Source organism: Saccharothrix sp. DSM 118769 (assembly GCF_052936295.1).
On record NZ_CP193627.1, the window covers coordinates 6,873,516 to 6,888,291 of the forward strand.

Below are 14,776 nucleotides of genomic sequence, written 5' to 3' on the forward strand. Positions count from 1 at the left end.
GAGGGTTCGAGCATACGATCATGGCGAACCCCCGCACCGCACCACCGGGCCGCACCACCGCGGCACGGGGTGGCGAACTGCCCCTGTCGGCCCTGACCGCCCTGTCCACGGCGGCCTTCCTGGCGATCCTGACCGAGGCCCTGCCCGCCGGCGTGCTGCCGGCGCTGAGCCGCGACCTGTCCGTCGGCGAGCCGGCCGCGGGGCAGGCGCTGACGGTCTACGCGGTCGCGACCGCCCTGTCCGCGATCCCCCTGTCCGCGCTCACCGCGACGTGGCGGCGCAAGCCGCTGGTGCTGGGCGCCGTGGCCGGGTTCGCGGTCGCCAACACGGTCACCGCCCTGTCCTCCGACTACGCCCTCACCCTGGTGTTCCGCTTCGCCGCCGGGGTGGCCGCCGGGCTGGTCTGGGCGCTGCTCGTCGAGTACGCCCGCGGCATGGCACCACCGCACCTGCAGGGCCGCGCCATCGCGGTGACCATGGCGGGCGTGCCGCTCGCGCTGTCGCTGGGCATCCCCCTGGGCACGTTCCTCGGCGAGGTGTTCGGCTGGCGGCTCGCGTTCCACCTGGTGACCGCGACCGCGGTCCTGCTGCTCGGGTGGATCGCGCTCGTCGTGCCCGACCTGCCGGGGCGCGGGCGCGGGACGCGGGCGCCGTTCCGGCAGGTCCTCGCGCGCCCCGGCGTGGCGGCGGTGCTCTTCGTGGTGGCCGCGTGGGTGTTGGCGCACAACGTGCTCTACACCTACGTCGCCACGTTCCTCGCCGACCGGGGCATGGGCGACGCGGTCGACGTCGTGCTGCTGGTCTTCGGCGTCGCCTCCCTGGTCTCCATCTGGGTCACCGGCGCGGGGGTGGACCGCCGGCTGCGGCACCTGACGATCGCGAGCGCCTGCCTGGTCGCGGCGGCGGCCTCGCTCCTGGCGGTCCTCGCGGACGTGCCCGCCCTCGTGCACGTCGCGGCGGCGCTGTGGGGCCTGGGCTGGGGCGGCGTCACGACCCTGCTCCAGACCGCGGTGACCGACGCGGGCGGTGACGAGGCGCAGGCCCTGCTGGTCACGACGTGGAACGCCGCCATGGCCGCGGGCGGCGCGGTCGGCGGCGTCCTGCTCGACGCGCTCGGCCCGCGCTCGTTCCCGTGGAGCGTGCTCGCGCTGGTGCTGCCGGTGCTGCTGGTCGTCGTGCTGGGACGCGCGCACGCCTTCCCGCCGCACCGGCCGGGGACCGCCGCCGGGCCGGTCAGCGCACGCTGACCGAGCCGTCGCCGGAGCGGGCGCACGCCACCGAGCGGGTGGTCGCGGTGGCCGCCCCGGCGAGGCACCGGCCGAGCACCTCGTGACCGGACGCGTTGGGGTGCCAGGACTCCTGGCAGGTCTGGAAGTGCTGCACGCAGGTCTGGGCGATCCGCTGGACGGCGATCTTGTCGCGGCCGGCGAGGCTGGTGACGAACACCCCGCTCGGGCCGTCCTGCAACCGGATGGGCGTGGCCAGGGCGTTCGCCGGGCTGCCGGGCTGCTCGCACAGCCGCGCGCCGTCGAAGGCCCGCTGCACGTCGAGGTGCACCAGGTCGGCGCCGGGGAACTCGGCGGACAGCGCGGTGTGCGCGGACCGGACCACGGTGCCCAGCCCGGCGGAGAACACGTGCCCCGGCGCGAGGCTCGCGCGGTGCACGGGGCAGCCCGCCGCGTACCGCTCGGCGCCGAGGTCGCGGAACTTGTCCCGGGTGTCGCTGCGCCCGTCCTCCTCGTGGTACTGGGCGGCGATGTCGAGCGGGAGCGGGTTGGTGTAGTCCTGGAGGACGACCCGGTGCCGCCCGTCGGCGTCGACCTGCGCCAGGGTGGTCAGCAGCAGGCGCAGCGCCGCGGTGGTCTCGGCCGTCGCCGCCGCGATCTCGGCGTCGGTGGCCAGGTCGGACACCGCGCACGGCTCCTGCGGCACGTCGCCCGCCCAGAACTCCCACCAGCCGGTCCAGGCGTCGGCGATGAAGCGGTTGGCGCACAGCGAGGCGACGTCGCCGAAGGTGAACGCGCTGTTGTTCGAGCCGAGCCCGACCAGGACCAGGTCCACGTCGTGCGTGCTCGCGACGGCGCGGAGCTGGTCGAGCTGGGAGGCGACGGACCGGCCCTTGGCCCGGTTCGCGGAGGGGTTGGCGATGTCGTGCGGCTGCCCGCCGGAGCACGCCAGGTTGACCCTGGCCTGGATGCCGGGCAGGTCGGCGCGGTGCAGGGAGGCGTTGGCCGAGCGGTGGCAGAAGAACGCGTTGGCGTTGGGCGCGGACCAGCCGGGGAAGCCCTGCGGCACGCCGTCGACGTCGGTCACCGGCAGGTAGTCGCCCGCGCCCTCGCCGCTGACGAAGCTGTCGCCCAGCGCGACGGCCGCGGTCGGCAGGGCGGCGGCCCCGACGTCCGGGGTGGCGGGGGCGGCGGTGGCGCCCTGGGCGCCGGACCAGGCGAGCGCGACGGCCAGGACCGCCGCGGTCGCGGAGCAGCGGAGCAGGGACACCACGGCCTCCTCGATGACACCGCGCTGACGTGAAAAGATTTCGAGTCGCATGGCAGCACAGGGCGGTGCGACCGTCAAGGCGGCGCGGGGCCGTCGCCGGCCGTTCCCGCCGGGTGGACGCGCAGACCTTCGGCAACCCGTCCGGCGGCGCGGGCGAACGCGGCGGTGGCGCGGCTGCGGGACCCCTCCGGCCAGGCCACCGCGATCGTCGTGAGCGGACCGTCCGGCACCGGGACGGCGACCACGCCCTCGACCAGGTGCCGCCGCGCCGACGCGGGCAGCACGGCCGCGGTCCGGCCCAGCGCGATCAGCTGCATGAGCTGCCCGGCGTCGCGCACCACCGGCCCGCTCCCCCGCGCACCGGGGTGCCCCCCGCCGGCGGCCCCCTCCGCCCCCGCCCAGCGGGGCAGGCGCTCCCCCGCCAGGTCGGCCGGCGTGACCGCGGACCGACCGGCCAGCGGGTGGGTCGCGGGCAGCACCGCGACCGCGGGCTCCACGAGCAGCGGTTCGGTGTCGAACCCGGTGACGTCCTCGTGCGGCAGGTGCAGGATGCCGACGTCGGCCCGCCCGTCGCGCAGGATGCCCGCCGCCTCGCCGATGCCGCACACCAGCACGTCGACCGGGAGGGCGTCCGGCTCGGTCGCGTAGGCGTCCAGCAGCGGGCCGAGCAGACCTCCGTCGCCGCCCGGTTTCGTCACCAGCACCAGCTCGGGTCGCGGCTGCCCGGCCCGGGTGGCCCGCCTGCCCGCCGCCGCCACCGCGTCCAGCGCCCGGCGCGCGCCGTCCAGCAGCACCTCGCCCGCGGCGGTCAGCTCCACCCTCCGGCTGGTCCGCTCGAACAGCGCCACGCCCAGCCGGTGCTCCAGCCGCCGGATCGCGCGGGACAGCGGCGGCTGCGCGAGCCCGAGGCGGCCGGCGGCGCGGCCGAAGTGCAGTTCCTCGGCCACCGCGACGAAGTAGGCCAGCTCCCGGGTCTCCAGGTCCACACCCCCAGGGTATTGATCGAGACCGGAGTCGTCATCGCCCCGACCGGGCCGCCCGTGGTGGGGTCGGTGGCATGACCGACAACAGGATCGCGCTCGTCACCGGCGCCAACAAGGGCATCGGCTACCGGATCGCCGAGCAGCTCGCCGGGCTCGGCCTGACCGTGCTGCTCGCCGCCAGGGACCGGCGGCGGGGCGAGGAGGCCGCCGCCGCGCTCGGCGTCCACCCGATCGTCCTCGACGTGACCGTCCCCGCCACCGCCACCGCCGCGGCGGCCGAGGTGGAGCGGCGGTTCGGCCGGTTGGACGTCCTGGTCAACAACGCCGGGATCACCGGCCCGCACGGGCAGGCGCCGGGCGCGGTCGGCCTCGACGTGGTGCGGGAGGTGTTCGAGACGAACGTCTTCGGCGTCATCGCGGTCACCGACGCGATGCTGCCGCTGCTGCTGCGCTCACCGGCCGCGCGCGTCGTGAACGTCTCCAGCGGGGTGGGGTCGCTGACCGCCCTGGGCGATCCCGGGCACCCGCTGGCCGCCCTGCCGGCGGGCCTCGCCTACCCGCCGTCGAAGACCGCGCTCAACGCCGTCACCGTGCAGTACGCCAAGGCACTCGCCGACCGGGGTGTCCTGGTCAACGCCGTGGACCCCGGCTACTGCGCCACGGACCTCAACGGCCACCGCGGCTCCCGCCCGGCGTCTTTGGGCGCGGCGGTCGCCGTGCGCCTGGCGACCCTGGGCCCGGACGGCCCCACCGGCGGTTTCCACGACGAGGACGGACCGGTCGCCTGGTGAGGTGACGCCGAGCGGGTCGGCGTCACCTCGGCGGGGTCGCGTCGGCGGGGTCGCGTCGGCGGGGTCGCGTCGGCAGGGGCGCGTCAGCAGGGGCGCGTCAGCAGAGGCGCGTCAGCAGGGTCGCGTCGGTGGGGTCGCGTCGGTGGGGTCGCGTCGGTGGGGTCGCGTCGGTGGGGTCGCGTCGGTGGGGTCGCGTCGGTGGGGTCGCGTCGGTGGGGTCGCGTCGGTGGGGTCGCGTCGGTGGGGTCGCGTCGGTGGGGTCGCGTCGGTGGGGTCGCGTCGGTGGGGTCGGGTCGGTGGGGTCGCGGCCCGCGCGCCGGCCTGGGTCCCGCGCCGGTCACACCCCGACCGGGTCGAGGTAGCCCACGAGCCGCTCGGCCAGTTCGACCGGGTGGCTGGTGGCGACGCAGTGCGCGCCGTCGATCTCGTCCGGCTCCAGCCCGAGCCGCTCGCGCGCCACGCGGCGCTGGAAGTCCGGCGTGAAGAACCGGTCGTCCCGGCACAGCAGCACGCGCGTCGGCACGTCGGGCAGCGCGTCCAGCGGCCACGGCTCGCCGTACTCGGCGCTGACCTGCGGGCGGCCGTGGGCGAGTGCCCGTGCCGCCACGTCGGCCGGGACGCCGGTGAAGAACGTCTCGGCGTCGCTGAGCCCCTCCGGTCCGGCGAAGCCGGTGTTCGCCCACCAGTCGCCCGGCGCCTCCCCCGGCGACGGGATCATCCCGGCGAGGAACACCAGCAGCCGCGCGGGCAGCTCCGCGCACACCAGCGGCGCGGTGAAGCCGCCGTAGGAGTGGCCGACGACGACCAGGTCCCGGCGGTCGCCGATCGCGTCGACCGCGGTCCGGGTGAACTCCGCGAACCCGGCCGCCGGGTCCTCGATCGGCAGGTCGGGCGCGACCACGTCGTGCCCGCGGCGGCGCAGCTCCGGTTCGAGGAGCTCGAAGTCGTGACGGCTGCCGCCCCCACCGTGGACCAACACGAAGGTGCTCATGGGGCACAGCGTGCCAAAGGGGTCCGACAGCGGACCGGAAACGGCGGGAACGCTCGGCCCGGCCGCCGCTGGGCGGCAGCCGGACCGGGCCTCGCAGGCCCCCTCGCGGGAGGCGGGCTACAGGGGCGCGGGACCGCGCACCGGCCGGGAAAGCGGGAGCCGCCCGGATCGGTTCCCCGATGGGCGGCTCCCGTCGACACGACCTGGTGCGGGTCAGGGCGGGGAGACCGCGCAGGTTCGCGGGCACCGGCGCACGACGACCGGGTGGCAGCGCCGCGCGCCCCGCTCCCGCGTTCCCGTCATGACCGGCTCCTCGTCCCCGTTCCTTCGCACGGCGAAGTATGCGCGACGCCGGAACGGCCTCGCAATCGCATTTCCGTCCCGGGTGGACCGGTGGACGGGGCAGGTGGGGTGAGCGGGGTGGACGGGTGGTCCGGTGACGCCGTCGCGATGACCGCGCACTCCCGACGCCCTCGCTGCGCCGGGACGCACCGCGCCGCCCGTGCCGCTCCGGCACGGGCACCGCCGGTCACGCCGCCGACCGGGCGACACCGGACCACCCTCTCCCACTCCCCGCCCGCTCCCGGCCAGTCGGGAGCGGACACCCGCACGGCACGTGACCGGCCCGGCGCACCACAGGTACCGCGGGAAGATCAGTTCTAAGCGCACCGCCCACCGCGACCACCCGATCGTGTCCACCTCGCCGGCGGTGACGCGGAGCGCCCCCTGCCCCTACGCTCGCCCCCACGACCGACCGCCCGGCCACCCCACCAGGAGGGGACGGGCCCGGAAGGAGGCGGGCACCACGTCCACCCCACCCGGCGCACCGCGCGACGACCCCGACCTCACCGTGCCCTCGGCCGCCCGCGCCTACGACTACTTCCTCGGCGGCGCGCACAACTTCGCCGTCGACCGCGCGTTCGCCGAGGGGGTGCTCCGGATCGCGCCCTCGGTGCCCGCCGTCACCCGGCTCAACCGCTCCTTCCTGCGCCGCGCGGTCACGTTCTGCCTGGACCAGGGCATCCGCCAGTTCCTCGACCTCGGCTCGGGCATCCCGACCGTCGGCAACGTGCACGAGATCGCCCGGCAGGTGGACCGGCTGTCCCGCGTCGTCTACGTCGACCACGAGCCGGTGGCCTGCGTCCACGCCCGGCGGCTGCTGGCCGGCGACCCGCTCGCCACGATCGTCAAGGCCGACATCCGCGACCCCGCCGCCGTGCTCGACCACCCGGACACCCGACGGCTCCTCGACTTCACCGAGCCGATGGCGCTGCTGATGGTCGGCGTGCTGCTGTTCGTCGCCGACGAGGACCGCCCCGGCGACCTGGTCGCCACCTACCGGGAGCGGTTGGCGCCCGGCAGCCTCCTGGCCATCTCGCACATCGCCGACGAGCACGCCGCGCCGGAGCTGCGGGCCGAGGTGGCGCGCCTGGTCGACGCCTACGCGGCGGCCGACGAGTACGTCCACGTCCGCACCCGCGCGGAGGTCCTGGCGTGGTTCGGCGGCGCGGACCTGGTCGAGCCCGGCCTGGTGTTCCTGCCGGACTGGCGGCCCGACACCCCGTCGGAGCTGGACAGCCCCGCCAGGGCGCTCGGGTACGGCGGCGTGGCCCGGATCGGTCACCCGGCCGGTCGGGAGCGCCGGTAACCGGGGCGGACTCAGCGAGCGCGGCGGACGCGGCGAGCGCGGCGGACGGCTCAACGTTGAAACGTACCAGCGCGGAACCGCACCGCGGGAACACCTCCCACTACGGTGCCGCAACGATGAACTCCGCATCTCGGGGAAGTTGCCGGAGGACCGTTGACGCTCACGCGAACTGCACCTAACCTCGCGCTTCATCACCTCTTTGAAACATTTCAGCGCGGGAGGTCGCGGATGGGCCCGGAGCGGGCGGCTCCACTGCTGGAGGTGCGCGACGTCGCCAAGTCGTTCGGTGCGGTCGCGGCGGTCCGCGGCGTGTCGTTCCCGCTGTTCGGCGGTGAGGCGCACGCGCTCGTCGGGGAGAACGGGGCGGGCAAGTCGACCGTCGTGAAGGTGCTGGCCGGCGTGCACGAGCCCGACTCGGGCGCGGTCGTGCTCGACGGCGAGGAACTGCGGCTGACCGGACCCGCGTCCGCGCGGGAGGCGGGCATCGCGGTGATCTACCAGGAGCCGACGCTGTTCCCGGACCTGTCGGTGGCCGAGAACATCTTCATGGGCCGCCAGCCGCTGGGCGGGTTCGGCCGGATCGACCGGGCGGCGGTCAGGGCGGGGGCGGTGCGGCTGTTCGAGCGGCTCGGCGTGCGCCTCGACCCGGACCGCCCCGCGCGCGGCCTGTCCATCGCCGACCAGCAGCTGGTGGAGATCGCCAAGGCGCTGTCGCTGGACGCCCGGGTGCTGGTGATGGACGAGCCGACCGCCGCGCTGTCCGGGGTCGAGGCGGAGCGGCTGTTCGCCGTCGTCCGGGCGCTGTGCGCGCAGGGCGCGGCGGTGCTGTTCATCTCCCACCGGTTCGACGAGGTGTTCGCGCTGTGCGAGCGGATCACCGTGGTGCGGGACGGCGCGTGGGTGTCGACCGACCGGGTCGCCGACGTGACCGTGGACCAGGTGGTGCGGCGCATGGTCGGCCGCGACGTCTCCGCGCTGTTCCCCAAGGAGGACGTCGAGCCCGGTGACGTCGTGCTGGAGGTCGACGGGCTGACCCGGCACGGCGTGTTCGCCGACGTCTCCTTCTCCGTGCGGGCGGGCGAGATCGTCGCGCTGGCGGGCCTGGTGGGCGCCGGGCGCAGCGAGATCGTGCGCGCGGTGTTCGGGGTCGACCGCTACGACGCGGGCGAGGCGCGGGTGGACGGGAAGAAGCTGCCGGTCGGCTCCCCCGCCGCCGTGGTCGCCGCCGGTGTCGCGCTGGTCCCGGAGGACCGCCGCCAGCAGGGCCTGGTGGTGGAGATGTCGATCGAGCGCAACGCGACGCTCACCCGGCTCGGGCCGCTGGCGCGGCTGGGCCTGCTGGGCGGGCGCGCCGAACGCCGTGCCGCGCGCGAGTGGACCGAGCGGCTGCGGGTGAAGTACGGGCGGCTGTCGGACGCCGTCGGCACCCTGTCGGGCGGCAACCAGCAGAAGGTGGTGCTGGCCAAGTGGCTGGCGACCGGCCCTCGGGTGCTGATCGTCGACGAGCCGACCCGCGGCATCGACGTGGGCACGAAGGCCGAGGTGCACCGGCTGCTGTCGCGCCTGGCCGCCGACGGCGTCGCCGTCCTCATGGTGTCCTCGGAACTGCCCGAGGTGCTCGGCATGGCCGACCGGGTGCTGGTCGTGCACGAGGGGCGGATCACCGCCGAGCTGTCCCGCGCGGAGGCGACCGAGGAGTCCGTCATGTTCGCGGCGACCGGGCAGGTGGCCGCGTGAGCACCGCGCGGGGCGGGGACGTGCCGCGCGACGGGGCCGCGCGGTTCGCGCGCCGGCTGTGGGCCGTGCGCGAGGTCGGCATCGTGGTGGCCCTCGGGCTGCTGGTGCTGGTCACCACCCTGGACAACCCGGGTTTCCTGTCGCCGCAGAGCCTGCGGGACCTGCTGCTGGGCGCGGCGGTCCTGGTGGTGCTCGCGGTCGGGCAGACCGCGGTGGTCGTGTCCCGCAACATCGACCTGTCGGTGGGCGCGGTGCTGGGGCTGTCCGCGTTCGCCACCGGCACGCTGCTCAGCTCCGCGCCCGGCACGCCGATCGTGCTCGTCGTGCTGGTGGGGCTCGGGCTCGGCGCGCTGTGCGGCGTGGTCAACGGCGTGCTGGTGGCCGCCGCGCGGGTGCCCGCGCTGGTGATCACGCTGGGCACCCTCTACGTCTTCCGCGGCGTGGCCCACTCGTGGGCCGGGGGCCGGCAGGTCAACGCCTCCGACATGCCCCGCGACTTCCTGCGCCTGGGCACGTCGACCGTGCTCGGCGTGCCGGTGCTGGCGCTCGTCGCGCTGGTCGTGGTGGTCGTCGTCGGGTACTACCTGCGCTCCTACCGCGGCGGGCGGGAGCTGTACGCGATCGGCTCCGAACCGGCCGCCGCCCGGCTGTCCGGCATCCCGGTGGGCCGGCGGGTGTTCGGCGCGTTCGTCGCCTGCGGCGCGCTGGCCGGGCTCGCCGGGGTGCTGTACGCGGCGCGCTTCGGCACCCTCGACGCCACCGTGGGCACCGGCATCGAGCTCCAGGTCGTCGCCGCGGCCGTGGTCGGCGGGGTGGCGATCTTCGGCGGCAGCGGGAGCGTCTACGGGGCGGCGCTCGGCGCGCTGCTGCTCACCACCATCGGCAGCTCGCTCGCGGTGCTGCGGATCAACCCGTTCTGGCAGCAGGCGGTGGTCGGCGCGCTGATCCTGGCCGCCATCGGCATCGACCGGTTGCTCGCGCTGCGCGCGGCGAACCGCCTGCGGGGGAGGTCTTCCCATGGCGCCTGACACCGGGCGGCGGGACGTGCTGCGCTCCGCCCTGGCCCGCTGGGACGTGCTGCTGCTCGTGGTGCTGGCCCTCGTCGCGGTGGTGGCCGGGCTGCTGGTGGACGGCTTCGCCAGTGGCCGGAACCTCCAGTTCCTGCTGCTCGACGTGGTCGCCGTCGCGCTGATCGCCCTGCCGCTGACGCTCATCGTCGTCACCGGCGAGATCGACCTGTCGGTGGCCAGCACGCTCGGCCTGTGCAGCGCCGTGATGGGGCGGCTGTGGGTGGCGGGCCTGTCGCTGGAGGTCGTCGTCGTGCTCACCGTGCTGCTGGGCGCGGTGCTCGGCGCGGTGAACGCCGTGTTCGTCACCCGGTTCGCGCTGCCCTCGCTCGCGGTCACGATCGGCACGCTCGCCGCCTACCGCGGCCTGGCGTTCGTCGTGCTGGGCGACCAGGCGGTGGCGGACTTCCCGTTCAGCTGGACCGGCGCGGCGAGCAGCACGGTCGGCGGCGGCGCCGTGCCGTGGGCGGTGGTGGTGGCGCTGGTGCTCGCGGTCGTGTTCGGCGTCGTGCTGCACGCGACCCCGTTCGGCCGGTCGCTGTACGCGATGGGCAACAACGCCGAGGCGGCCTCGTTCGCGGGCATCCGGGTGGCCAGGGCGAAGTTCCTGCTGTTCGTCGTGTCCGGCGCGGTGTCCGGCCTCGCGGGTGTCTACTGGACGCTGCGGTTCGCCAGCGCGCGGGCGGACAACGCCGCCGGCCTGGAGCTGGCGGTGGTGGCCGCCGTGCTGCTCGGCGGCGTCTCGATCTTCGGCGGGCGCGGCACCCTGCTCGGGGTGCTGGCCGGGGTGCTGCTGCTCGGCGCCGTCCGCAACGCCCTCCAGCTCGCCGACGTCGCCGCCGACACGCTCAACGTGGTCACCGGCGGCCTGCTGATCGCCTCGGTCGTGGTGCCCAACGCGGTCGGCCTCGGCCGCGCCCGGTGGCGGCGACGACGGCGCACGGCCTGACCCGGCCCTGCCCTGCACCACCTCCGCCCTGCACCACCTCTGCTCAGCGCCACCTCTGCTCAGCACCACCTCTCTCCGCACCACCTCTCTCTCCGCACCGACGACGAAGTCACCTGCCGAGAAAGGACAGCCGATGTCACAGCCCAAGCGCACCCCGCGCCTCGGCATGATCGCGACCGCGCTGGCGGTCGTGCTGGTCACCGCCGCGTGCGGCGGCACGACCCGGGGCTCCGAGGAGGACGCCCCCGCGGGCAACCGGGCCACCGGGCAGGCCGACCCGGACGCGCCGCTGACCGAGGGCCTGGACGTGGCGTTCCTGCCCAAGCAGGTGAACAACCCGTACTTCACCGTCTCCGACGGGGGCGGCAAGTCGGCCGTCGAGGAGTTCAAGGGCTCCTACAAGGAGGTCGGCCCCTCCGAGGCGAGCGCCTCGTCCCAGGTCAGCTACATCAACACGCTGACGCAGCAGGGCACGGACGTCATCGTGACCTCCGCGAACGACCCGAACGCGATCTGCGGCGCGCTCAACGGCGCGCGCCAGGCGGGGGCCAAGGTCGTCACGTTCGACTCCGACACCAAGCCCGAGTGCCGCGACGTGTTCGTCAACCAGGTGACCGGCGAGGGCATCGCCAAGACCCAGGTCGAGCTGATCTCGGAGCAGATCGGCGGCGAGGGCAAGATCGCGATCCTGTCGGCCACGCCGAACGCGACCAACCAGAACGCCTGGATCGAGCTGATGCGCGCGGAGCTGGGCAAGCCCGAGCACAGCGGGATCGAGCTGGTCACCGTCGCCTACGGCAACGACGAGGACCAGAAGTCGTTCCAGGAGACGCAGGGCCTGCTGCGGTCCTACCCGGACCTGAAGGGCATCGTCTCCCCCACCACGGTCGGCGTCGCCGCGGCGGCCCGCTACCTGTCCGGCTCGGAGTACCGGGGCAAGGTCGCGCTGACCGGGCTCGGCACGCCGAACCAGATGCGCGAGTTCGTCAAGGACGGCACGGTGCGGTCCTTCGCGCTGTGGAAGCCCGCCGACCTGGGCTACCTGGCCGCCTACGCGGGCGCGGCGCTCGCGTCCGGGCAGATCACCGGCAAGGAGGGCGAGAAGTTCAAGGCGGGCAGGCTCGGCGAGTACACCGTGGGGGCGGACGGCGTGGTCGTGCTCGGCCCGCCGACCGTGTTCGACGCGGCCAACATCGACGAGTTCCGGTTCTGAGCGGGCGGGGGACGTCGGTGCACCGCGTGTGCTTCACGCTCCGGGTGGACCCGGAGCGGCTGGACGAGTACCGGGCCCGGCACGCCGAGGTGTGGCCGGAGATGCTGGCCGCGCTGCGGGACGCCGGGTGGCGCTCCTACACGCTGCACCTGGCCGACGACGGCCTGCTGGTGGGCGTGCTGGAGACCGACGACTTCGCGGCGGCGCGGGCTGCGATGGAGGCCACCGACGTGAACCGGCGGTGGCAGGCGGAGATGGCGGGGTTCTTCCCGGACCTCGCGGACGGCCGCGCGGACCGCGGGGTGCGGGTGCTGGACGAGGTGTTCGACCTGGACGCGCAGCTCGCCCGGCACGGCGGGGCGACGACGTCGTGACGACGCGGCCGGTCGGCGTGCCGAGGTGCGCCGACCGGCCGCGGTCGACCGGCCGCGGGCCGGGCGATGGCGAGCCGGGTGGTCGCGGATCGACCGGGAGAGGACCGATCGCCGGCGGGTCAGCCGATGGCGCTCGCCGGGCGGGTGCGGGTGGACTCGCGCATGACCAGCTCCGGTTCGAACACCCGCCGCTGGTGGACGTGCCCGCCCGGGTTGCGCGCCTCGTCCAGCAGCAGTTCGGCCGCCGTGCGCCCGAGGAGCTGCCGGGGCTGGGCCACCGAGGTCAGCGGCACCGCCGCCGCGGCGGCGAACTCGATGTCGTCGTAGCCCACGATGGCCAGGTCGTCGGGCACCCGCAGGCCGAGCCGCACGGCCTGCTGGAGCAGCCCGAGCGCGAGCATGTCGTTGGCGCAGAAGGCCGCCGTGGGACGCCGCGCGGTGGGCAGCCCGGCCAGGCGCTGACCGGCGCGCCTGCCCTCGGCCACGTCCAGCCGGTCCGTCTCCAGCACGGTGAGCGGTTCCGCGCCCGCGCGGGCGAGGGCCTGCTCGGCGCCCGCCACCCGGTCGGCGACCTGGCCGATGGAGCGCGGGCCGCCGACGAAGGCGATCCGGCGGTGGCCGGTGTCGAGCAGGTGGGAGACGGCGAGGTCGCCGCCGAGCACGTCGTCGACCGACACCGAGCACCGGTCGGGCCCCGCGCCCCGGTCGACGAGCACGACGGGCGTGCCCCGCGCCGCCAGCGCCGCGATGCGCGGGTCGTCCTCCTGGACGGGGGTGATCAGGATGCCCTCCACCCGCTGCTGCTCCAGCAGGTCCAGGTAGTGCACCTGGCGGTCGCGGTCCTCGCCGCCGTCGCACAGGAACAGCGCGAGCCCGGCCTCGTCGGCCACCCGCTGCGCGCCCGCGGCCACGTCGGTGAAGAACGGGTTGCGGGTGTCCAGCACGACGTAGGCGAGGGTGCGGCTGGTGCCGCCGCGCAGCTGCCGGGCGGACTCGTTGCGCACGAACCCCAGTTCGGCGATCGCGTCCAGCACCCGCCTGCGGGTCCGGTCGGACACCATCTCGGGGCGGTTGAGGACGTTCGACACCGTGCCCAGCGCGACCCCGGCGCGCGCGGCGACGTCCTTCATGCTCGGTGCCGACACCGCGTTCCCTGCCCCTCCGGACGACGTGGGTGCGGGCTGAAACGTCCAGGCACCCGGTGGTCACAGGAGCCTAGCAGGCGAAACGCACCGCGCTCGGCCACACGGGGATCTTCGGGTGACACTGTTGTGAAACGTTCCAAAAACAGCTACCGTCCGGGTGGCCGGAACCCCACCGCGGTCGAGAGGAACGACGTGTGATGTCCCCACAGGAGGTCCCACCGGAGGCCCTGTCCGGCCTCGACGGGTTCACGATCGAGGTGCCCAGCTGGGCGTACGGGAACTCCGGCACCCGCTTCAAGGTGTTCACCACGCCGGGCACGCCGCGCGACCCGTTCGAGAAGATCGCCGACGCCGCGCGGGTGCACGCGCTGACCGGCCTGGCGCCGCGGGTGTCGCTGCACGTCCCGTGGGACCGGGTCGAGGACTTCGACCGGCTGCGCGCGCACGCCGAGGGCCTGGGCGTGCGGATCGGCGGCATCAACTCGAACCTGTTCCAGGACGACGACTACAAGCTCGGCTCGCTGACCCACGTCGACCCCCGCGTGCGGGCCAAGGCGGTCGCGCACCACCTCGACTGCGTCGACGTGATGCGCGCGACCGGCTCGACCGACCTCAAGCTGTGGCTGCCCGACGGCACGAACTACGCGGGCCAGGACTCGTTGCGCGGCAGGCAGGACCGCCTGGCCGAGTCGCTGCGCGAGATCTACGCGGCGCTCGACCCCGAGCACCGGCTGCTGGTGGAGTACAAGTTCTTCGAGCCGTACTTCTACTCGATGGACATCCCCGACTGGGGGACCGCGCTGCTGCACTGCCAGGCGCTGGGCGAACGGGCGCAGGTCGTGCTGGACACCGGGCACCACGCGCCGGGCACCAACATCGAGTTCATCGTGATGCAGCTGCTGCGGGCCGGGCGGCTGGGCGCGTTCGACTTCAACTCCCGCTACTACGCCGACGACGACCTGGTCGTGGGCTCGGCCGACCCGTTCCAGCTGTTCCGGATCATGGTCGAGATCGTCGCGCAGGGCGCGCACCGCCCGGAGTCGGGCGTCAACTTCATGCTCGACCAGTGCCACAACATCGAGGACAAGATCGCGGGCCAGGTCCGGTCCGTCCTCAACGTGGAGCAGGCGCTGGCCAAGGCACTGCTGGTGGACGCGGAGGCGCTGGCCGCGGCGCAGGGGGCGGGCGACGTGATCGGCGCGCACGACGTGCTGATGGACGCCTTCGACACCGACGTGCGCGGCGCGCTCGCCGACCGCCGCGAGGCCAGGGGCCTCCCCCGCGACCCGATGGCCGCCTACCGCGCCTCCGGCTACGCCGCGGAGATCGCCGCCGAACGCGTCGGCGGCACCCAGGCCGGCTGGTCCTGACCACCTCCCCCT

At 74.9% G+C, this 14,776-nt stretch carries 13 protein-coding genes; 9 read left to right on the plus strand and 4 right to left on the minus strand.

Features of this window, described 5'->3' with window-relative positions; all coding sequences use genetic code 11:
- Positions 1-20 precede the first annotated feature (20 nt).
- Positions 21-1,247 carry an MFS transporter gene (locus ACRAKJ_RS28535; protein ID WP_438919079.1) on the plus strand — a complete coding sequence of 409 codons (1,227 nt, stop codon included), beginning with the start codon at positions 21-23 and terminating at the stop codon, positions 1,245-1,247.
- On the opposite strand, the gene ACRAKJ_RS28540 is transcribed toward ACRAKJ_RS28535, so the two are convergent.
- Together ACRAKJ_RS28540 and ACRAKJ_RS28545 are read right to left on the minus strand one after the other, a co-directional pair.
- Positions 1,234-2,496, minus strand: a complete 1,263-nt coding sequence (locus tag ACRAKJ_RS28540; RefSeq protein WP_438919078.1) for a hypothetical protein — start codon at positions 2,494-2,496, stop codon at positions 1,234-1,236. The two genes, ACRAKJ_RS28535 and ACRAKJ_RS28540, sit on opposite strands and share 14 nt — an antisense overlap.
- A 74-nt stretch (positions 2,497-2,570) precedes the next feature.
- Entirely contained in the window at positions 2,571-3,482 is a 912-nt protein-coding gene (locus ACRAKJ_RS28545) for a LysR family transcriptional regulator (protein WP_438919077.1), read from the minus strand.
- Positions 3,483-3,553: 71 nt separating this feature from the next.
- Between ACRAKJ_RS28545 and ACRAKJ_RS28550 the strand changes: the two genes are divergently transcribed.
- Positions 3,554-4,270, plus strand: a complete 717-nt coding sequence (locus ACRAKJ_RS28550) for an SDR family oxidoreductase (RefSeq protein ID WP_438919076.1) — start codon at positions 3,554-3,556, stop codon at positions 4,268-4,270.
- Between the two features lie 337 nt (positions 4,271-4,607).
- Here the strand turns inward: ACRAKJ_RS28550 and ACRAKJ_RS28555 are convergent, their stop codons facing one another.
- A complete protein-coding gene (locus tag ACRAKJ_RS28555; protein WP_438919075.1) occupies positions 4,608-5,261 on the minus strand; it encodes an alpha/beta fold hydrolase in 654 nt (217 codons plus the stop codon).
- A gap of 691 nt (positions 5,262-5,952) precedes the next feature.
- Here ACRAKJ_RS28555 and ACRAKJ_RS28560 point away from each other — a divergent pair.
- The 6 genes from ACRAKJ_RS28560 to ACRAKJ_RS28585 all read left to right on the plus strand — a co-directional run bounded on the left by ACRAKJ_RS28560 (position 5,953) and on the right by ACRAKJ_RS28585 (position 12,249).
- Entirely contained in the window at positions 5,953-6,909 is a 957-nt protein-coding gene (locus ACRAKJ_RS28560; RefSeq protein WP_438919074.1) for an SAM-dependent methyltransferase, read from the plus strand.
- Positions 6,910-7,137: 228 nt separating this feature from the next.
- Positions 7,138-8,646 (plus strand): ATP-binding cassette domain-containing protein, encoded by a 1,509-nt coding sequence (locus ACRAKJ_RS28565; protein ID WP_438919073.1) that lies wholly within the window; start codon positions 7,138-7,140, stop codon positions 8,644-8,646.
- A complete protein-coding gene (locus ACRAKJ_RS28570) occupies positions 8,643-9,674 on the plus strand; it encodes an ABC transporter permease subunit (protein WP_438919072.1) in 1,032 nt (343 codons plus the stop codon). Before ACRAKJ_RS28565 ends, ACRAKJ_RS28570 begins: the two co-directional genes overlap by 4 nt.
- Entirely contained in the window at positions 9,664-10,662 is a 999-nt protein-coding gene (locus ACRAKJ_RS28575; protein WP_438919071.1) for an ABC transporter permease subunit, read from the plus strand. The genes ACRAKJ_RS28570 and ACRAKJ_RS28575 overlap by 11 nt, the downstream gene beginning before the upstream one ends.
- 133 nt (positions 10,663-10,795) lie before the next feature.
- Positions 10,796-11,875, plus strand: coding sequence for a rhamnose ABC transporter substrate-binding protein (rhaS, locus tag ACRAKJ_RS28580; protein ID WP_438919070.1), 1,080 nt, complete (start codon positions 10,796-10,798; stop codon positions 11,873-11,875).
- 26 nt (positions 11,876-11,901) lie between these two features.
- Positions 11,902-12,249: an L-rhamnose mutarotase gene (locus tag ACRAKJ_RS28585; protein WP_438919069.1), complete on the plus strand. Its 348-nt coding sequence runs from the start codon at positions 11,902-11,904 to the stop codon at positions 12,247-12,249.
- A 119-nt stretch (positions 12,250-12,368) separates the two neighbouring features.
- Here the strand turns inward: ACRAKJ_RS28585 and ACRAKJ_RS28590 are convergent, their stop codons facing one another.
- Positions 12,369-13,379 (minus strand): substrate-binding domain-containing protein, encoded by a 1,011-nt coding sequence (locus ACRAKJ_RS28590; protein WP_438919191.1) that lies wholly within the window; start codon positions 13,377-13,379, stop codon positions 12,369-12,371.
- Positions 13,380-13,591: 212 nt separating this feature from the next.
- Between ACRAKJ_RS28590 and rhaI the strand changes: the two genes are divergently transcribed.
- Entirely contained in the window at positions 13,592-14,764 is a 1,173-nt protein-coding gene (gene rhaI / locus ACRAKJ_RS28595) for an L-rhamnose isomerase (RefSeq protein WP_438919068.1), read from the plus strand.
- The last annotated feature ends 12 nt before the right edge of the window (positions 14,765-14,776 follow it).

Coding starts and splice junctions, on each gene's coding strand:
- ACRAKJ_RS28535 (WP_438919079.1), top strand. CDS start 21: ATGGCGAACCCCCGCACCGCACCACCGGGCCGCACCACCGCGGCACGG.
- ACRAKJ_RS28550 (WP_438919076.1), top strand. CDS start 3,554: ATGACCGACAACAGGATCGCGCTCGTCACCGGCGCCAACAAGGGCATC.
- ACRAKJ_RS28555 (WP_438919075.1), bottom strand. CDS start 5,261: ATGAGCACCTTCGTGTTGGTCCACGGTGGGGGCGGCAGCCGTCACGAC.
- ACRAKJ_RS28565 (WP_438919073.1), top strand. CDS start 7,138: ATGGGCCCGGAGCGGGCGGCTCCACTGCTGGAGGTGCGCGACGTCGCC.
- ACRAKJ_RS28575 (WP_438919071.1), top strand. CDS start 9,664: ATGGCGCCTGACACCGGGCGGCGGGACGTGCTGCGCTCCGCCCTGGCC.
- rhaS (WP_438919070.1), top strand. CDS start 10,796: ATGTCACAGCCCAAGCGCACCCCGCGCCTCGGCATGATCGCGACCGCG.
- ACRAKJ_RS28590 (WP_438919191.1), bottom strand. CDS start 13,379: ATGAAGGACGTCGCCGCGCGCGCCGGGGTCGCGCTGGGCACGGTGTCG.
- rhaI (WP_438919068.1), top strand. CDS start 13,592: ATGTCCCCACAGGAGGTCCCACCGGAGGCCCTGTCCGGCCTCGACGGG.